Origin of the sequence: Mesorhizobium newzealandense (genome assembly GCF_042682145.1) — a bacterium.
Lineage (GTDB): Bacteria > Pseudomonadota > Alphaproteobacteria > Rhizobiales > Rhizobiaceae > Mesorhizobium > Mesorhizobium newzealandense.
This window is the reverse complement of the sequence record NZ_JBHUGZ010000002.1, coordinates 335,074-352,768: the sequence shown is the minus strand read 5'-3', so window position 1 is coordinate 352,768 and position 17,695 is coordinate 335,074. Positions and strand designations below refer to the sequence as shown.

At 64.3% G+C, this 17,695-nt stretch carries 22 protein-coding genes; 13 read left to right on the top strand and 9 right to left on the bottom strand.

The features are described from left to right. Window positions 1-57 precede the first annotated feature (57 nt). Complete coding sequence (locus tag ACFSOZ_RS05945) at window positions 58-834, top strand: pyridoxal phosphate-dependent aminotransferase (protein ID WP_379094648.1); 777 nt, start codon at window positions 58-60, stop codon at window positions 832-834. Beyond that, window positions 827-1,156, top strand: coding sequence for a PLP-dependent aminotransferase family protein (locus ACFSOZ_RS05940; RefSeq protein WP_379094646.1), 330 nt, complete (start codon window positions 827-829; stop codon window positions 1,154-1,156). The genes ACFSOZ_RS05945 and ACFSOZ_RS05940 overlap by 8 nt, the downstream gene beginning before the upstream one ends. A 55-nt stretch (window positions 1,157-1,211) precedes the next feature. Here the strand turns inward: ACFSOZ_RS05940 and ACFSOZ_RS05935 are convergent, their stop codons facing one another. Then, complete coding sequence (locus ACFSOZ_RS05935) at window positions 1,212-1,898, bottom strand: arginine deiminase-related protein (protein WP_379094644.1); 687 nt, start codon at window positions 1,896-1,898, stop codon at window positions 1,212-1,214. Between the two features lie 19 nt (window positions 1,899-1,917). Between ACFSOZ_RS05935 and ACFSOZ_RS05930 the strand changes: the two genes are divergently transcribed. Further along, window positions 1,918-3,156, top strand: coding sequence for an MFS transporter (locus ACFSOZ_RS05930; protein WP_379094642.1), 1,239 nt, complete (start codon window positions 1,918-1,920; stop codon window positions 3,154-3,156). A 104-nt stretch (window positions 3,157-3,260) separates the two neighbouring features. On the opposite strand, the gene ACFSOZ_RS05925 is transcribed toward ACFSOZ_RS05930, so the two are convergent. The 6 genes from ACFSOZ_RS05925 to hemC all read right to left on the bottom strand — a co-directional run bounded on the left by ACFSOZ_RS05925 (window position 3,261) and on the right by hemC (window position 9,416). Beyond that, window positions 3,261-3,977, bottom strand: a complete 717-nt coding sequence (locus ACFSOZ_RS05925; protein WP_379094640.1) for a glutamine amidotransferase — start codon at window positions 3,975-3,977, stop codon at window positions 3,261-3,263. Window positions 3,978-3,995: 18 nt separating this feature from the next. Next, window positions 3,996-4,475, bottom strand: coding sequence for a tellurite resistance TerB family protein (locus tag ACFSOZ_RS05920; RefSeq protein WP_379094638.1), 480 nt, complete (start codon window positions 4,473-4,475; stop codon window positions 3,996-3,998). Between the two features lie 103 nt (window positions 4,476-4,578). Next, entirely contained in the window at window positions 4,579-6,177 is a 1,599-nt protein-coding gene (locus ACFSOZ_RS05915) for a heme biosynthesis protein HemY (protein WP_379094636.1), read from the bottom strand. Window positions 6,178-6,187: 10 nt separating this feature from the next. Beyond that, window positions 6,188-7,660, bottom strand: coding sequence for a COG4223 family protein (locus ACFSOZ_RS05910; RefSeq protein ID WP_379094634.1), 1,473 nt, complete (start codon window positions 7,658-7,660; stop codon window positions 6,188-6,190). Window positions 7,661-7,771: 111 nt separating this feature from the next. Further along, window positions 7,772-8,488, bottom strand: a complete 717-nt coding sequence (locus ACFSOZ_RS05905) for a uroporphyrinogen-III synthase (RefSeq protein WP_379094632.1) — start codon at window positions 8,486-8,488, stop codon at window positions 7,772-7,774. Between the two features lies 1 nt (window position 8,489). After that, the gene (gene hemC / locus ACFSOZ_RS05900) at window positions 8,490-9,416 is read right to left on the bottom strand and encodes a hydroxymethylbilane synthase (RefSeq protein WP_379094630.1); all 927 of its coding nucleotides are present in this window, start codon (window positions 9,414-9,416) and stop codon (window positions 8,490-8,492) included. 101 nt (window positions 9,417-9,517) lie between these two features. Here hemC and tsaD point away from each other — a divergent pair, with 101 nt between their 5' ends. Genes tsaD through ACFSOZ_RS05865 form a run of 7 tightly spaced genes read left to right on the top strand, consistent with a single transcriptional unit; the run spans window position 9,518 to window position 14,293 of the window. Continuing rightward, on the top strand, window positions 9,518-10,603 hold the full coding sequence (tsaD, locus tag ACFSOZ_RS05895) for a tRNA (adenosine(37)-N6)-threonylcarbamoyltransferase complex transferase subunit TsaD (RefSeq protein WP_379094987.1): 1,086 nt from the start codon (window positions 9,518-9,520) through the stop codon (window positions 10,601-10,603). Next, window positions 10,600-11,616, top strand: coding sequence for an NAD(P)H-dependent glycerol-3-phosphate dehydrogenase (locus ACFSOZ_RS05890; RefSeq protein WP_379094628.1), 1,017 nt, complete (start codon window positions 10,600-10,602; stop codon window positions 11,614-11,616). Before tsaD ends, ACFSOZ_RS05890 begins: the two co-directional genes overlap by 4 nt. Window positions 11,617-11,653: 37 nt before the next feature. After that, the gene (locus ACFSOZ_RS05885; RefSeq protein WP_379094626.1) at window positions 11,654-11,950 is read left to right on the top strand and encodes a YciI-like protein; all 297 of its coding nucleotides are present in this window, start codon (window positions 11,654-11,656) and stop codon (window positions 11,948-11,950) included. A gap of 41 nt (window positions 11,951-11,991) precedes the next feature. Continuing rightward, entirely contained in the window at window positions 11,992-12,417 is a 426-nt protein-coding gene (locus tag ACFSOZ_RS05880) for an EVE domain-containing protein (protein WP_256751992.1), read from the top strand. Further along, a complete protein-coding gene (locus ACFSOZ_RS05875; protein ID WP_379094624.1) occupies window positions 12,372-13,070 on the top strand; it encodes a class I SAM-dependent methyltransferase in 699 nt (232 codons plus the stop codon). Before ACFSOZ_RS05880 ends, ACFSOZ_RS05875 begins: the two co-directional genes overlap by 46 nt. Before the next feature lie 50 nt (window positions 13,071-13,120). Continuing rightward, window positions 13,121-13,537: a DUF1761 domain-containing protein gene (locus tag ACFSOZ_RS05870; protein ID WP_379094622.1), complete on the top strand. Its 417-nt coding sequence runs from the start codon at window positions 13,121-13,123 to the stop codon at window positions 13,535-13,537. A 12-nt stretch (window positions 13,538-13,549) separates the two neighbouring features. Further along, the gene (locus ACFSOZ_RS05865; protein ID WP_379094620.1) at window positions 13,550-14,293 is read left to right on the top strand and encodes a glycosyltransferase family 25 protein; all 744 of its coding nucleotides are present in this window, start codon (window positions 13,550-13,552) and stop codon (window positions 14,291-14,293) included. Between the two features lie 4 nt (window positions 14,294-14,297). Here ACFSOZ_RS05865 and gcvA read toward each other — a convergent pair whose 3' ends face one another. Beyond that, window positions 14,298-15,221 (bottom strand): transcriptional regulator GcvA, encoded by a 924-nt coding sequence (gcvA, locus tag ACFSOZ_RS05860; protein WP_379094618.1) that lies wholly within the window; start codon window positions 15,219-15,221, stop codon window positions 14,298-14,300. Window positions 15,222-15,350: 129 nt separating this feature from the next. Here gcvA and ACFSOZ_RS05855 point away from each other — a divergent pair, with 129 nt between their 5' ends. After that, a complete protein-coding gene (locus tag ACFSOZ_RS05855) occupies window positions 15,351-15,617 on the top strand; it encodes a hypothetical protein (RefSeq protein WP_379094616.1) in 267 nt (88 codons plus the stop codon). A gap of 72 nt (window positions 15,618-15,689) precedes the next feature. Here the strand turns inward: ACFSOZ_RS05855 and ACFSOZ_RS05850 are convergent, their stop codons facing one another. Then, complete coding sequence (locus ACFSOZ_RS05850; RefSeq protein WP_379094984.1) at window positions 15,690-16,226, bottom strand: L,D-transpeptidase family protein; 537 nt, start codon at window positions 16,224-16,226, stop codon at window positions 15,690-15,692. Between the two features lie 144 nt (window positions 16,227-16,370). On the opposite strand from ACFSOZ_RS05850, the gene ACFSOZ_RS05845 reads away from it, so the two are divergent. Next, window positions 16,371-17,054 (top strand): response regulator transcription factor, encoded by a 684-nt coding sequence (locus ACFSOZ_RS05845; protein WP_023760937.1) that lies wholly within the window; start codon window positions 16,371-16,373, stop codon window positions 17,052-17,054. 119 nt (window positions 17,055-17,173) lie between these two features. Next, a complete protein-coding gene (locus ACFSOZ_RS05840) occupies window positions 17,174-17,629 on the top strand; it encodes a Crp/Fnr family transcriptional regulator (protein WP_379094614.1) in 456 nt (151 codons plus the stop codon). Window positions 17,630-17,695 lie beyond the last annotated feature (66 nt).

Below are 17,695 nucleotides of genomic sequence, written 5' to 3'. Positions count from 1 at the left end.
GGCAGGCTTCATGTTTTTGTGGCTTGGATGAATCGGACGGATTCTTTGGGGGAAGCCATGAACTACGCCAGAATGGTGATCGAGAAAGAGGCGCCGGAAGAATACGGCTATGACCGGATCCGCTACAATCTCTCAGAAAGTTCGATCGCCGATCAAAAACTCTCCGACATCGGCCTGTCCTTGCCCGACCTCACGCTTTTCTATGGCGAGCATCGCGGCGACAAGGCGTTGCGCGCGCTGATCGCGGCGCAGGACGCCGGCGTTTCGCCCGATGATGTTTTGGTCACCGCCGGGGCAGCCGGCGCGCTGTTCATCATCTCGACTTCGCTTTTGTCGGCGAGCGATCATTTGGTCGTCATCAGGCCCAACTACGCCACCAACATCGAGACCCCAAGGGCGATCGGCTGCACCATCAGCTTTGTCGACCTGGCCTTCGAGGACGGCTTCGCCATCGATGTCGGCCAGGTCGCGGCGGCGATCCAGCCGAACACCAGGCTGATCAGCGTCACCTGCCCGCACAACCCGACCGGCACGATGATGGGCCGAGCCGAACTCGACGCGCTGGTGGCGCTTGCCGAAAGCCGCAACTGCCATTTGCTGGTCGACGAGACCTATCGCGACCTCTCCTATGGCAAGCGCCTGCCGTCGGCTGCGTCGCTGAGCCCGAAGGCAATCAGCGTCTCGTCGCTGTCCAAGGCCTTCGGCATTCCCGGCATCCGCATCGGCTGGCTGATCACCAGGGATGCAGAGCTTCAGGAAGTTCCTCGCCGCCAAGGAGCAGATCGGCATTTGCGGCAGCGTCATCGACGAAGGCATCGCGCGTGGTATGCTTGAGCGCCGGGACGCGTTCCTGGCGACACTGCTGCCCGAAATGGCCAGGCGTCGCGACATCGTCCAGGCCTGGATCGAGCGTGAGCCGCTGGTCGACTGGGTGCGGCCACAAGGCGGCGTCGTCGGCTTTCCGCGCCTGAATGTCGATCCCGGCTTCGACCTCGACCGGTTCTACGTGAACCTGCTGGAAAACCATGGCACCTATGTCGGACCCGGCCACTGGTTCGAAATGGAGAAGCGCTTCTTCCGCGTCGGATTTGGCTGGCCGACGGAAGCCGAGTTAAGCGGTGGCCTCGACGCCATCTCGGCCGCGCTGCGGGACTGAGCGCAGTCGCGGTGTCTGGATTTTTCCGCGGGGCGCTCTCCTGCGGACTCCTGGTTCAGCGTTGCGCCAGATGGATTCCTGCCAGCATGCAACGGACCGAGCCGCCGGCGAGCTCGATGGTCGGAATGTCGAGGCTGAGCGGGGCAATGCAGCGCTCGATGGCAGCGATCTGGTCAGCTCGCAGCGACCGCATTGCCCGCGATGAGATCGCCAGCAGGCGACCGCCGCGCCCCTGGAGTTCGAGAGCGTTGCCCGCGAACGCCTCGATCTGCTCGTGCGTCAGGTCGATTACCGTGCGCCCTCCCGCTTCCAGTCGTTCACGGACTTCGGCCCGCCGGCGATCCGAGATGATGCTGGCGAGGCCGATGAGGCAGAGCTCGGTACCGACGCACATCATGACGTTGGTGTGGTAGATGGGCCGGCCGGATCGGTCGAAGGCATCGAACAGCATCGGCTCGAAGTTGAAACGGGTACAGAAGCGCTGAGCAGCGTATGAGGCTCTCTCCAGGGCTTGCCTTGGCGCAGAAATTTCTTGATCCAGTGCTGATTTTGGCGCACATCGCGCAGCGAACTTTGTTAGAAGTTCCCTTGGCCGGAACAGCGCCCATCCGGGAAGTGCCCCGCCGGCTATCGCATGGGCCCGAAAATCGGTTCCGATTTTCGGAAAAGCACGATGCGACAACCAAACAGTGTTGGAGCGTACTTTGTGCGTCCAATTGGACGCACGTCGCTCCAATACCATCGCAACGGGGCCTCGATCCATGACTGCCGCACAAACGTCGCCGGACCAGCGCTATGCCGCGTTCCGCCACCGCTCCTTCCTGAGCTATTGGGCGGCGCGTTTCCTCACCACATTCGCCACCATGATCGTGTCCGTCGCGGTCGGCTGGCAGATGTACGACCTGACCCGCGATCCCCTCGATCTTGGCCTGGTCGGCATCGTCCAGTTCCTGCCGTCGCTGTTGCTGGTGCTGGTCACCGGCGTCGTCGCCGACCGCTTCGGCCGCCGCCTGATCATGGCGCTGGCGGTGGTGGTGGAGGCGATGTGCGCACTGGCGCTGCTGTTTCTGACACTGCACGGCATCAGCGGACCGCTGCCGATCTTCGCCGTGCTCGCCATGTTCGGCGTCGCCCGCGCCTTCTTCGGCCCGGCCTCGGCCTCGCTGTTCGCCAATCTGGTGCCGCCAGAGGATTTCGCCAACGCCATCGCCTGGAATTCGTCGGCCTGGCAGACGGCGACCATCGTCGGCCCGGTCGCCGGCGGCCTGCTCTATGGCGTGTCGGCGGAAGTGGCCTATGGCACCGCGGCCGTGCTGATGCTGGCCTCCGGGCTGCTGATCTTCACCATCCCGAAACCTTCGCAACGCACCGAGACCGAGAAGCCGACGCTGCAGAACCTGTTCGGTGGGTTCAGCTATATCTGGAGCGAGAAGATCGTGCTGGGCGCCATCTCGCTCGATCTGTTCGCGGTGCTTTTGTCGGGCGCCTCGGCGCTGCTGCCGATCTACGCGCGCGACATCCTCCAGCTCGGCCCTTGGGGGCTCGGCCTGCTGCGCTCAGCGCCCAGCGTCGGCGCCATCTGCGTCGCCATCTGGCTGGCCGGCCATCCGCTCCGCAACCACGCGGGCATGATAATGCTAGCCTCCGCTGCTTCGTTCGGTGCCTTCACCGTACTGTTCGGCCTGTCGACGATCACCTGGCTGTCGATCGTCGCACTCGCCTTCCTCGGCGCCACCGACATGTTCAGCGTCTACATCAGGGAGACCTTGATCCAGCTGTGGACGCCCGACCATGTGCGTGGCCGCGTCAATGCCGTCAACCAGGTCTTCGTCGGCGCCTCCAACGAAGTCGGCGAATTCCGCGCCGGCACCATGGCGGCGTTGATCGGTACGGTCCCGGCCGTCGTGGTCGGCGGCATCGGCGCCATCGCCGTCGCCGGCCTCTGGATGGTGCTGTTCCCGCAACTGCGCAAGGTGCGCCACCTCAACGGGCGAAATTGAAGCAATTCCAGGAAAAGTGTGAAGCGGTTTTCCGTCCGGAATTGCGTCAAGCAAAGAGATAGAGCGGTTTGGCGCTTCCGTGAAACGATGAACGGCTCTGACCCTTATCGCATCACCGGCTTGCCGAAAATCATCCGCAGGAACTCGTCCAGCCAGCGCTTGAGATGCATGTCCCAGATCAGCCGGCCGCCGAGATGGTCGCGGCCGGGCTGCGCGCCCGGCAATTCGAAGCGATGCGCGCCGCGCACCACCCAGCGCTGCATCATCACCCTGGTCAGTTCGCCGTGGAACTGGATGCCCCAGGCATTGTCGCCATAGCGGAAGGCCTGGTTGGGATAGGTCTCGGCCGTCGCCAGCAGCGTCGCGTCCCTGGGCAGCGAAAAGCCCTCGCGATGGAACTGGTAGACCATCTCCGGCCAGTGCATCAGTTTCTTGCCGGCTTCGGTCGCCTTCAGCGGGTACCAGCCGATCTCGACCAGCCCTTCGCCATGACCCTCGACCCTGCCGCCGAGATGGTTGACCAGCATCTGCGCGCCAAGGCAGATGCCGAGGAACGGCCGGTTCTCCCTGAGCGGTATTTCCAGCCAGCTGGTCTCGCGGCGGACGAACTCGTCCTCGTCATTGGCGCTCATCGGCCCACCGAACACCACCGTGCCGGCGTGGCCGTCCAGCGTTTCCGGCAAGGTATCGCCAAGCGGCGGCCGGCGGATGTCGAGATCGAAGCCCTCTTCCAGGAGCATGTGGCCGACGCGTCCGGGGCTCGAATTCTCCTGATGCAGCACGATCAGGATCTTTGGTTTCGAACTCGTTTGGCGCGGCATGGGCAGGCGGAATCCCGTCTATTCGTCGCTCGATGTTCCGGTGGCATCGGGTGCGTGCGCCGCCGCCTTGCGGCGCGCCTCGACGCGATCGCGGCGTTCGACGCCGATCAGTTCGGCGACGCGCCAGACCGTGTTGTCCTCCAGCTCGTGCAGCTCGCCATCGGCATAGACGATCTCCCACATCAGCCCGATGAAGGCCTTGCGTGCATCGGCGTCGAGGTGGCGCTTCAAGACACTGGTAAAGGCATAGAGATCGATCGCCTCATTGTCGGCCCGCTCGCCGGCGGCGACGAGCGCTTCGAGTTCGGCGCCGCTGATCGAGTAGCTCTCGGCCAGCACTGCCTTGAACCGCTCCCACTCGACATCCTGGCGCACGCCATCGGCATTCATGACGTGATAGAGGAGCGCCGAAGCCGCGATGCGCGGATCATCGGTGCTGGCATGCGCGCCGGCGGCGGCCGGCAAATCCCTGAGAAACGACAGAACGCGTTCAAACATAGATCCATTCCTTAGAGCATGATGCCGAAAAGTGTGAAGCGGTTTTCGGACGACATCATGCTCTATCTGCTTGAGTTAGAGGGGGCCTGACGGCCGGCCCAATTCAAAACAGCCGGAACCGGCGCGACGATTTTTCCGCTTCCTCGTCCGGATCGACGCCGGGATCGTCCGGCAGCCGCGCATGCTCCTCGGCCGGCTCGACGGCTTCCGCGTCAGTCGGCACCGCTGCGAAGGCCGCCGCCGTTATCGGCCGGACATCATCCTCGTGGCGCTCGGCGTCCTTGCCTGTGGGCGCGCCTTGGCCAGTGTCATCGATCACCTCGACGGGCCTCTCGCTCGCCGGCTTTGCCAGCGCTTCGATGACCGGCACGGCGACGGCCGGGGCATCGTCATGGCTGTCGATCAGTTGGCCAAGCCGCTCCATCGGCGCGCGCCACTCGAACGCGTCGAGCCGGCCGGTGATCGGCGATACCGGCGCCCAGCGCTCGGAAACGACGCCATCAGCGACCCAGGCCGGATCGCGCGGCGCCCGCACCGCCCTCGACAGCAGCTGCCGCACCTTGCCCTGGTCGCCGGTCTCGGCCTCCTCGATGTCCGCCAGCAGCAGATAGGCGCCCTCGCGGCGGTCCATCCGGATCGCCGCCTCGGCCTCACGGCGCGCGGTCGAAAAATCGAGCGCGTCGAGCGCCGCACGCGCCACCGTCATCGACGACTCGGGATGGTTCTTCTTCAGCTCCTGCAGCTTCTTCGCCCGGTTGAGGCGGTCGAGCACCGCGTCACCCGGCCGTGCATGGGTGTAGAGCTCGGCGATCTCCGGATGCGGCTCGGCCTTCCACGCCGCCTCGAGGATTTTTGAGCCCTTGCGCACATCGTTCTGCTTGAACAGCGCAGCCGCGGCAGCGACGGCGGCGGGCGCGAAGTCCGGCTGCAGCCGGTTGGCCTCGATCGCCGCGGTTCTGGCGGCAGCGGGATCGCTGTCGGCCAGCGCCTGCGCCTTGGCGGTCAACAGCACGGCGCGGCGGCGGTTGGCGGCGTCGCGCTCGATCTGGCGTGTCGACTTCTGCGCGTCGACCAGTTTCAGCGCGCCGTCCCAGTCGCCGCGCGTGGTCAATTCTTCCAGCGTCGATTCGGCCGCCCAGGCCAGTTGCGGCGCCATCACGGCCGCGCGGCCGGCATAGTGCCGGGCGGCGTTGCGGTCGCCGAGCCGTTCGGCTTCGAGATAGAGCCCACGCAGGCCGAGCAGCCGCATTTCGGGATCGTCGAGCATGCTCTCGAATTTCTGCCGCGCGCCTTCATGATCGCCTTCGAGCAGCGACGCCTGCGCCTCGAGCAGATGGATCAGCGGCTCCTGGTCGGAGCGGATCAGCTTGGCCGCTTCCTTGGTCTTCTTGCGGGCCAGCGCGCCGTCGCCGGCGCCGGCCGCGATCATGCCGGTCGACAGCGCCTGATAGCCACGGTCGCGGCGGCGCACGCGGAAATAGCGCGAGATGGTGTAGGGGCTGTTCCACAGCGACTTGACCAGCCACCACAGGATCATCACCGCGGCGACCACGGCAACCACGGCCACCGCCGCCACCATCAGGCTGACCTGGTACTGGTAGCCGTTGAAGGTGACGACCATGTCGCCCGGCCGGTCAGCCAGCCAGGCAAAGCCCAGTCCGAGCGCGAAAACGACGATGAGGAAGGCCAACAGGCGGATCATGGTGTTGCCCTCATGCCTTCATCGCGCCGGAGATCAGCGCGTCGACCTGGGTTTCGACCTCGATGCGTGCTTTCAGTTTGCCGGCAAAGTCGGCACCGGCCGCCTTCACCGCTTCGGGCAGCGTATCATACTCGCTGAGCGCCTTGGCATAGTCGCCCTGTTTGACCGCCACCTCCATGCGCGCGACGGTTTCCGGCGCACCGGCACCTTCAACGGCACCGATCGGCCGGACCTTGACCAGCGATTCCGCGCTCGACAAAAGGTTCTGCAGGAAGCCGGCATTCTCATCGACGGGCGTCGCCGCGGCGACCATGGCATTGGCGGCGGTATCCGCCTGCGATGCGATCTCGGTGCGGGTCGGGACGCCTTTTTCGGCATAGGCGCGCAGCGCCGCGAGCTGCGGCGCGTCCGGCGAAATCGCGGCAAAGGTTTCGAGCTCGGCAGAGAACGGCGCGCCACGCTCGAGCGCCGCCTTGAGCGCCGACGCGGCGATGGCCAGCGCGATCTTCGGCTGTCCTGCCGCCGCCTCGACCTTGCCGGAAAGCTGCGACACCGACTGCTCCAGTGCCGTGAGCCGGCCATCCTGCGCCGTCGTCGCCTCGCCGGCCGACTTCACCAGGGCATCGAGAGCAGCCAGCTTTTCGTTGAGCGGGCCGAGATCGACCGGCGCCGTACCGCCAGCCTTGCCGAGGGCGGCGACCGCCGTTTCGATCTGCTTGACCTTGTCGCCAAGCGCCGCGAGCCCGGCGTTGTCGCCAGCTCCACCGGATTCGACCGCCGATTTCAGCGCCGCAACGTCCGTCTTGACCTGATCGAGCGCCGCCGACAGTCCATCCACCTTGGCCGACGCGTCGGCGTTGCCGCCCGTTTCTTTCAAGCCGGCGATTTCGCTCTTCAGCGCCGCGATCTCGCTGTTGACACCGTCGAGCGAGACGCCGGAACCGGATCCCGGCGCGCCGAGCAGGCCGGCGAATTGCAGCCCACCGGCGCCGACCAGCGCGATGACACCGCCAATGATGCCGGCGGCGATGCCGTTGAGGCCGCCGCGTTTTGCCGGAGGTGTTGGCGCCACTCTTTCGTCCCGTGTCTCGGTTCTTGCCTTGCTGTCGTCGGCCTGGGTGCGCTTGGCCAATGCATCCTCGAAATTGTAGTCGAAGGCTCTGGTTTTGCTGGCCGGCGCATCGGACGGTCCGGGATAGGAAGATTCAGCTTCGGTGCCATCCCTGGCTGCCGCAGCCGCTGTCTGCTCCGATTCGGCCTGGGCGTCGGCATGCTCCCACGGCTCGAGATCGGTCTGGTCGGCATGCACCGGTTCTTCGGGGATCTCGGCTTGCGAGGCGGCCTCCTCAGGTGCCGCTTCGGCACCGGCCTGTGGCTTGGCGGCATCCTCGTCGACGACGCGCGAGACGGCGCCGGGTTCGAGATCGATGGTCACCGGCTCGCGGCGGCTTTTCGAGTGTCGCATCTTCGGCGTCTTGACCATGCCTTGGGCTCCGCACAATTCGCTTCGTCTCAACGCCTGGCGGCGCATGATGGTTCAGAAAGGGTCTAGCACATCACCAAGCGGTGAAAAGGGGCGGTGTGATGACGCGGGTCAGAGCCGCGCCCGCAAAAGTGCCAGCAGCGCTTCCTCATCCGGCTGTGCGGCAACGCGGATTCTTTCCCCGGCGGTATCGTCGAGGGTTGCCGCGATGCGCTCGGAAAGAACGAAAAACCTTGCTTTTTCAAAGAGTTTTTGCAGAGCGGGCCGGCCGGCCAGAGCCCGCATCGCGGCGGCGGCCTTGGCCGAATAGAGCAGCACCACATCGGCGGGCTGGCCGGACAGACGCTTGAGGATGGCTTCGTCCGAATAACCCACCGCGAGCGTGTCATATGTCTCGGCGGCATGGACCTGAACGCCTGCCGTCTTGAGCTCTTGTTCGAACACCGGAAACCGCACGCGTCCACAGAGATAGACGATGGCATTCCCGGAGAAATCACCAGCAAGACTGTCGGCAAGCGCTTCGGCGTTGCCCGGACCTTCGCTAACGGACGAAAAACCCGCTTCGCGCGCGGCATCCGCCGTCCTTTTGCCGACGGCATAGCAGGGCAGACCGGCAAGCCTTGCTATGATCCCTTTTGGAGCGTGGCGCACGGCATTGGTGCTGGTGACGGCAACGGCGATGGCATCGCCTGGAAGCAGTTTGGCATCGACCGGCAAAGCCACCGTTTCGGTCAATGGCAGAAGGACCGACCGGAACCCTATGTCCTGAAGCCGCTGCGCAGTACGGGAAGCACCCGGTTCCGGTCTCGTCACCAGGACGCGAAGCATTTCAGAGCCAGCCGTCGAAGAACTTTTCGCCGGCCTTGGCGCGCACCGTCAAGGCGGCTTCATGGCCGACACGGGCGGCATCCTGTGCCGATCCCTGCAGCTCGACCGAGTGCGACTGCGTGCCGTCAGGCGAGATGATCAGCCCGGCGAAAGACAGCTTTCCGGCCACGATCGCCGCGTAGCCGGCAATCGGCGTGCGGCATGAACCATCGAGTGCCGCAAGAAAGGCGCGTTCACAGGCGAGCGCCTGGCCGGTCGGCACATCATGGATGGCAACCAGCATCTTTTCGACATCGCGATCGCCGATGCGGGTCTCGATGCCGATCGCGCCTTGCCCTGGCGCCGGCGGGAAGCTGTCGAGCGGTATCAGGTCGGTGACGACATGTTCGAGCCCGAGCCGCTTCAGCCCGGCATAGGCGAGGATGGTGCCGGCGGCGACGCCTTCGTCGAGCTTGCGCAGGCGCGTCTGCACATTGCCGCGGAACATCACCACGTCGAGATCCGGCCGCATCCTGCGGATCAGCGCCTGCCGCCGCAGCGACGACGAGCCCACCTTCGCCCCTCGCGGCAGCGCGGCGATGGTCTTCGCCGCCTTGCCGACAAAGGCGTCGCGCGCGTCCTCGCGCGGCAGGAAGGCGCTGAGTTCTAGACCGTCGGGCAGCTGCGTCGGCATGTCCTTCGAAGAATGCACGGCGATGTCGATCCCGCCCGCCAGCAGCGCCTCCTCGATCTCCTTGGTGAACAGGCCCTTGCCGCCCGCTTCCGATAGCGGCCGGTCCTGGATGCGATCGCCGCTGGTCGAGATGACGACGATCTCGAACGCCTCCACCGGCATGCCGTGCGCGGCCATCAGCCGCGCCTGCGTTTCCTGGGCCTGTGCCAGCGCCAAGGGGCTGCCGCGTGTTCCGATTCTCAAGATTGTTTGCATGGCATGCAGTCCGTGATAACCCCCGGCCAGCGAGGTTTTTCCGGGCTTCCTCCTAAAGCGGAAAGCCCTGACATACAATCTGTTGGGACAGCGACGAATTGATCCGCGTTCTGGGCATCGAGACGAGTTGTGACGAGACCGCCGCCAGCGTTGTGGCGCTGGACGGCGATGGCGCGCCAAGAATCCTGTCCAACATCGTGCTCAGCCAGGTCGAGGAACATGCCGCATTCGGCGGCGTCGTGCCGGAGATCGCGGCGCGCGCGCATGTCGAGGCGCTGGACGGCATCGTCGAGGCGGCTCTCGCCGATTCGGGCACGGAACTTGCCGATATCGATGCGATTGCCGCCACTGCCGGCCCCGGTCTGGTCGGCGGGCTGATTGTCGGGTTGATGACCGCCAAGGCGATCGCCGCGGCGGCGAACAAGCCGCTGATCGCCATCAACCACCTCGAAGGTCATGCCTTGACCGCCCGGCTGACCGACGGGCTCAATTTTCCCTATCTGCTGCTGCTGGTCTCCGGCGGCCACACGCAGATTCTCGCCGTGCGCGGCGTCGGTGACTATCAGCGCTGGGCAACCACCATCGACGACGCGCTCGGCGAGGCCTTCGACAAGACGGCCAAGATGCTTGGCCTGCCCTATCCCGGTGGACCGAATGTCGAAAAGGCGGCCCAAACCGGCGACGCGTCGCGCTTTGCCTTTCCGCGTCCGATGAAGGGCTCGGCCCAGCCCGACTTCTCCTTTTCCGGCCTCAAGACCGCCGTGCGCCAAGCCGCAACCGCCATTGCTCCGCTGAGCGACCAGGATGTCGCCGACATCTGCGCCTCATTCCAGGCGGCCGTGGCCGATGCGCTGGCCGACCGTGTCGCGCGCGCGCTGGCGCGCTTTCGGGAAACATTTCCCGGCACCAAAAATCCGGCGCTGGTGGTGGCCGGCGGCGTCGCCGCCAACCGCACCATCAAGGCAACGCTGGAGCGGCAGTGCGCGGAGGCCGGTTTCGCCTTCGTCGCGCCGCCGCTCAAACTTTGCACCGACAATGCGGCGATGATCGCCTGGGCCGGCATCGAACGGCTGCGTGAAGGCATGGCGCAAGAGAACGGCTTCGACTTCGTGCCGCGCTCGCGCTGGCCGCTGGACAGCATCTCGACGCCGATGGTCGGCTCCGGCCGGCGCGGAGCCAAGGCATGACTGATCGGGACATGAGCGTGCAGGAAAAAAGTGGCTGGCGCGTCAGCGTGCTTGGCGGCGGCGCCTGGGGCACGGCACTGGCACTGGCCATGCTGCGCGCCGGCCATTCGGTGCGGCTGTTCGCGCGCGACCCGGACACCGTCGCCGCGATCGGCTGGGGCGAGAATCCGCGTTATCTGCCCGGCATCGCCATCGTGCCCGGCATCGAGGCGACGAGCGACATCGAGGCAGCACTCACCGGGGCCAATTGTGTGCTGGCGGTGACGCCGGCGCAATCGCTGCGGGCAACGCTGGCGGCCGCCAAAGTCCATATGCCCGCCGGCATCCCGCTCGTTCTCTGCGCCAAGGGCATCGAGCGCGACACCGGCGCCTTGCTGTCGGCGATTGTCGAGGAGATTCTGCCGCGAAATCCGGTCGCCGCTCTGTCAGGTCCGAGCTTCGCCACCGATGTCGCCCGCGGCCTGCCGACAGCCGTGGTGGTCGCCGCCCGCGACGAGGCCCTGGCCGCAGACCTCGCTGCCCGCTTTTCGGCGGAGAATCTGCGCTGCTATTCGAGTGACGACCTGATCGGCGTCGAGATCGGCGGCGCCTTGAAGAACGTCTTCGCCATTGCCGCCGGCGCGGTCACCGGCGCCGGGCTCGGCGCCAGCGCCCAGGCCGCCATGGTGACGCGCGGCTTTGTCGAACTGCGGCGCATCGGTGCCGCCTTCGGCGCCCGGCCCGAAACGCTGATGGGGCTTTCCGGCCTTGGTGACCTGCTGCTCACCTGCTCATCGACCCAATCGCGCAATTTCGCCTATGGGCTGGCGCTCGGGCAAGGCAAGCCGCTTGCCGGATTGCCGCTGGCCGAGGGTGTGCCGACGGCGGCCATAGCCGCCCGCATCGCCACCGAGCGCGACATCGATGCGCCGATCATCGCCGCCGTCGCCGCCATACTGGACGGCACTATCACCATCCGGCAGGCTGTGACGGCCTTGATGACCCGGCCGCTGAAGACCGAAACCAACGATTGATCCCCAAGACATTGATCCCACGACCAGGAGAAAGACCATGCTGTTTGCGTTGATTTGCAAGGACAAGCCCGGAAGCCTGCAGGTACGCCTCGACACGCGGCCCGAGCATGTTGCCTTTCTCGAAGGGTTGAACGGCGACAAGAAGCTGGCTTTCGCCGGTCCGTTCCTCGATGCCGAAGGCAAGCCCAATGGCAGCCTCGTGGTCGTCGAGGCGCCGGATTTGGCCGGGGCACAGGCCCTGTCCGCTGCCGATCCGTACGCCAAGGCCGGGCTGTTCGAAAGCGTCGAAATCCGCCAGTGGAACTGGACGTTCAACAAGCCGGCGGCTAGTTAAATCGTGGTCGCTGGCGAGCGAGCGCAAGGAGGAGCAAAAGAATGAACTACTGGCTGTTCAAATCCGAACCCTCGGTCTTCTCCTTCGAGGCGCTGAAGGCGAAGGGCAAGGCCGGCACGCAATGGGATGGCGTGCGCAACTATGCCGCGCGCAACAACATGAAGGCGATGCAGATCGGCGATCTCGGCTTCTTCTACCATTCCAATGAGGGGCTGAACGTGGTCGGCATTGCCGAAGTCTGCGCGCTTGCCCATCCCGACACCACATCAGACGATCCGCGCTGGGAATGCGTCGACATCCGCGCCTTCAAGGATGTGCCGAACCCGCCGACGCTGGAACAGGTCAAGGCCAATCCGAAGCTTGCCGAAATGGCGCTGGTGCGGCTCGGGCGGCTTTCCGTGCAGCCGGTGACGCCGGCCGAATGGAAGGAAGTCTGCCGCATGGGCGGCTTGACACCTGCCCCGTGACGGCGCTGACGCCGGACAGCGCGAAACAATTCATCCTCGACAACACGGCGCTGATGGCGCCGCCGCATGTGCCGGAGATTGCGCTTCATCTTGCCGATGAAGCGCACGATTTGTGGCAGCGGACCGAGGACGAACTGGTCGAGATCGGCCTGCCGCCACCCTTCTGGGCCTTTGCCTGGGCCGGCGGCCAGGGCCTTGCCCGCTATGTCATCGACAATCCCGACACGGTGCGGGGAAAGCGCGTGCTTGATTTCGCTTCCGGCTCCGGCCTTGTCGCCATCGCCGCCGCCAAGGCAGGTGCTGCCGAGGTGATCGCCACCGACATCGATCCGTTCTGCGTGACCGCGATCCGTCTCAATGCGCAAGCCAACGGCGTCGGGATCGAATTCCTCGGTACGGATTGCATCGGCACCGATGCGGGCTGGGACGTGATCCTGGCTGGCGATGTTTTCTACGACAAATCCTTCGCCGACCGGCTGATGCCATGGTTCGCAAAGCTGAAGGCGCGCGGCGCGGATATCCTCGTCGGCGATCCCGGCCGGTCGTATATGCCGAAGGCGGGGCTGGAACCCCTGGCGGTCTATGAAGTGGCGGTCACCAGGGCACTGGAGGATTCGCTGGTCAAGCGCACCACCGTCTGGCGGTTTGCTTGACGCCATCGCCGAACAGGCGTTCCATCAATCCGCATCGGAGGGGGCTATTCATGGATTTTGAAGCAGTGAACTGGCTGGCGGTGATCGCCGCCGCCGTCGTGGCATGGTTGTTCGGCGCCGCCTGGTACATGGGCCTGAGCAAGCCGTGGCTGAAGGCCGCCAAGCTTGATCCGGCAACAATGAAAAAGTCGCCGCTGCCCTTCGTCATCAGCTTCATCGCCGAACTGGTCATGGCCTACATAATGGCCCTGGTCGTCGGCGCGATGACCGGCGGCGAGCCGACATGGCTCGCCGGACTTGTCTTCGGTTTCGTGCTTTGGCTGGGCTTCGTCGCCACGACGCTCTCGGTCAACCATCGCTATGAGAATTTCGGCTGGGACCTGACCCTCATCGACGGCGGCCACTGGCTCGGCGTGCTGCTCATCATCGGTGCGGTGATCGGCTGGTTCGGTGCGGCAGCAAGCTGAGACGGTGCTTTGATGCTGGCAGACGATTCCGGATTTCCTCGCGAACTGGTGTTCACCCGGGTCTGCCATGTCAAACAAGGCTACGAGGACCGGCGCCGGCACATCGTCAGCGAGTTCGAGCGGCGCGGAGTGCCGGTTTACTTCTACACCGATTGGGACCAGCCGGACGTCACCCCGGAGATTCGCGATGAATTGATCGCCCCCGGCTTTGTCCACCCGGCGGGCGTCTCGCTGTCGCTGAAGCACGTCGGCATCTGGCGCGACTTCCTCGAGACCGACCTGCCCTATTGCCTGGTTTTCGAGGACGACGTGTTCCTTGCCCGCGACTTTAACGCCAAGTTCCGGCAAGGGCTGGCCGAATTCGGCGATCCCTTACGCAAGGCCGTCATCTCTCTTGGCAATGGCGGCAACTACTACACGCCGAGCTGGAAATTGCGCAAAGGGCGCAGGCTTTACCCGGCACGGCATGGCAGATGCACCGATTCCTATCTCATCACGCGCCCGGTTGCCGAAGCCCGTTGCGCCTGGGTCGCCCAGAACCGGATATCCAAAGTGATCGATCACCAGATCGAACAGATGGACGACGAACTTGGAATTGAAATGCTGTGGTTCGAACGGCCGATTGTCGAACAAGGAACCCACAACGGAACGTTCCAGACGTCCATTGGCGGGAAAAACTATCCGCTTTTCTACAGGCGTCTGAAATGGAACTGGGAAAAATACACCCGGATGATCCTCGGCCACAAAGCCCGGTAAGCGGTTAAATGGTTTGCGTTTTGGTGACTTCCTCGAGAATCCATTCGCGAAAGGCGACGATGCGCGGGTCGTCGCCGGTGCTCTCGGGGTAGACCAGGAAATAGGCGAACTCGGCCCCCACCCGCAGGCCGAGCTCAAAAGGCTGCACCAGCCTGCCTTCGGAGAGGTCGTTTGCCACCATGGCGAAATCGGCGAGCGCGACGGCATTGCCCTCGATCGCCGCCTGAACGGCGTCGGTGGAGTTTCTGAACACGATGGTCCGGCTGTCGTCGAAATCGTTGATGCCGGCCGCCGCCATCCACATCCGCCAGTTCGGCCATGTCACGCCTTGTCGCGCCCATTCGATATGGGCAAGCGTGTGATTGAAGAGATCGCGCGGCTCGCGTAGCGGCGGACCGGAGGTCAGCAGGCCCGGGCTGCACACCGGAATGATGATGTTGTCGAACAGGCGATGGGCGCGAAGGCCCGGGTACTTCCCGACGCCGAACCGGATGCCGACATCGACGTCGTCGAGGTCGAAATCCCGCACTTCGTAGGCGATGTCGAACCTGAGCTCGATATTGGGCTGACGCCGGCGAAAATCGTCGACGCGCCGCATCAGCCATTTTGACGCGAACTGCGCGTCGAGCGTTACCTTCAGCAGTGCCGTGCCGCGCGTCAGCTTGCGCGCCCGCGACACGGCCCGGCCAAGCAGGTCGAGCGCATCGATCGAGGCCTCGAACAGCACGGTGCCAGCCGCCGTCAGCCGAATGGTGCGGCTGGTGCGCGTGAACAGCACGATGCCCAACTGATCCTCGATTTCCTTGATCTGATGGCTGACGGCAGCCGGCGTCAGGCCGAGTTCGTCTGCGGCACGGGTGAAGTTGAGGTGCCGGGCGGCGGCTTCCAGTGTCCTCAGCGCTCTGGTTCCAGGCAGCAGGCGGGACATGCTATCCTCAAATAAAACTTGATGATCTCGAAAGAACTACTCGTTTCTCATTTAATTTTCAATGCAGCATGATGTTTTCATCGAAACACTATCAAGCCGGATTTGATATCCGGAGAAACCGAGCACATCATGTCCGTCACCGTTTTGAACCCACCAGCGTCCACGCCGGTCTGGCTGCGCGCGGTGCTTGACTGGCTTCGTCATGCCAGGGTCGCCGTACGCCTCGCCCACCAAGATGTCGCCCACCAGGACGTCGAGGATCTCTCCGATCGCCAGCTACGCGACATCGGCGCCGAGCGCCGTGACGTCGCCCGCGCGATGGACAGGGAGCTTGGCCGGTTGGGCCTGCTCGACATCGGCTGGCAGAAGCCACGCAGGAAGGGAATAGGGGAGTAGTCAGTAGGAGAATAGGAAAAACCAAGGCTACGCAGAGGCTTATCCCTACTCCCCTACTCCCCTACTCCCCTACTATCTAACCACCTTCATCACGGTCCTGTCCGACAACAACGGCAGCAGCCGCGCCATCGTTTGCGCCGTCACCGCCACGCACCCTTGAGTCGGTGTGAAGCCGGGGCGCGCCAAATGGAAGAAGATGGCGCTGCCGCGCCCACGCCGGCGTGGCGCCATGTTCCAGTCGAGCACCAGGCAGGCGTCATAGAGCCGGTCGTCGCGTCGCATGCGTTCATGGCTGGCGCCATAGGGAATCCTGACCGGCCTGTTATAGTTGCGGTCGTCGGGCACTTCGCACCAGCCCAGGTCAGGCCCGATCGGCGTCATCGCCAGACGGGTCCTGCGGCCGCTGGAGAACTGATCTCCCCGGAAATACCCCGACAGGATCCGCATGTGGCCAAGGGGCGTGGCGCCGTCGCCTTCGCGCTTGTCGGCCGAGATGCCGCCACGTCCCAAAGCACAGGCAAACACCGTTCTGCCAGCCTGCAGCAGGCCCTGGCTTGGATTGCCGGGCCTTGCCCGCACGGTCAGCACGCGCAGCCCTTTTCGCAAAATTGCGCCGGCTGCATTGCGATCGCGTTTTTTCTTGTATGATCGTGCCACGGAACAAATCACTGTGATCGGCTGTTGTGTCGGTCAGCTTCCGCATAAACAGGCAGCGGTCAACTGAATTTTCTTTTCAAAACAACGGATTGATCCATGACTTCACGCACCATTCTAATCGTCGACGATGATGACGACCTGCGCGGCACACTGGTCGAGCAATTGTCCCTCTACGAGGAATTCGACGTGCTGCAGGAATCGACTGCGGCAAAAGGCGTAGCCACGGCGCGCGGAGGCCTCATCGATCTGCTCATCATGGATGTCGGCTTGCCCGACATGGATGGCCGCGAAGCGGTGAAGATCCTGCGCAAGGGCGGCTACAAGGCGCCCATCATCATGCTGACCGGGCACGACACCGATTCCGATACCATCCTTGGTCTCGAAGCCGGCGCCAACGACTATGTGACCAAGCCGTTCCGCTTCGCCGTGCTGCTGGCGCGCATCCGTGCCCAACTGCGCCAGCATGAACAGAGCGAGGACGCCACCTTCTCGGTCGGGCCCTACACCTTCAAGCCGAGCCAGAAACTGCTGATCGACCCGCGCGGCGGCAAGGTGCGGCTGACGGAGAAGGAGGCCTCGATCATCAAGTATCTCTATCGCGCCGACCAGAAGGTGGTGACGCGCGACGTGCTGCTCGAGGAGGTGTGGGGCTACAATTCCGGCGTCACCACGCACACGCTGGAAACCCATGTCTACCGGCTGCGCCAGAAGATCGAGCGCGATCCTTCCAATGCGGAAATTCTTGTGACAGAAAGCGGCGGCTACAAGCTGGTTCCTTAAACATTTCATTATCCAATGAGCGATCGGGCGGGGCCGCTTTCGGGTACGATCCAGTTGGAGGGGGTTTTGGATCGTACCGCAGAGGAGGGACTGGACTGACCGTTCGGGGACACAGCTAGATGGCGCTGGATGACGACATCCGCATCCTGTCCGCCGTGAGGCTCTTCGAGGGCTTCACGCAGGAACAGTTGCGCCTGCTCGCCTTCGGCGCCGAAAACACCGTTCTGCTCGCCAACCACAAGCTTTACCGCGAGGACGACGAGGCCGATTCTGCCTATATCGTGGTCAGCGGACGCATCGTGCTCTATCGAGAGCAGAATGGCGAACGCATCCCGATAGGCACGGCCGGCCCCGGCACGATCCTGAGCGAACTGGCATTGATCGCCGACACGAACCGGCTGACCAGCGCGTCGGCCGAAATCGATTCGGAAGTGATACGGCTCAGCCGCAAGATGTTCCGTCGCATCCTGGAAGAATACCCGGAGATCGCTGTCAAGCTGCACCAGCGCATCTCCGAGGAATTTCAGGCGATGATCCGCCGCATCCAGGAACTGGCGCCACGCTTCTCCGGCTGATGCATATCGCCCAAAAGTGTTTGGCGGTTTTGGGAGAACGACATGCTTGAAGACAAGGCCTAAAGC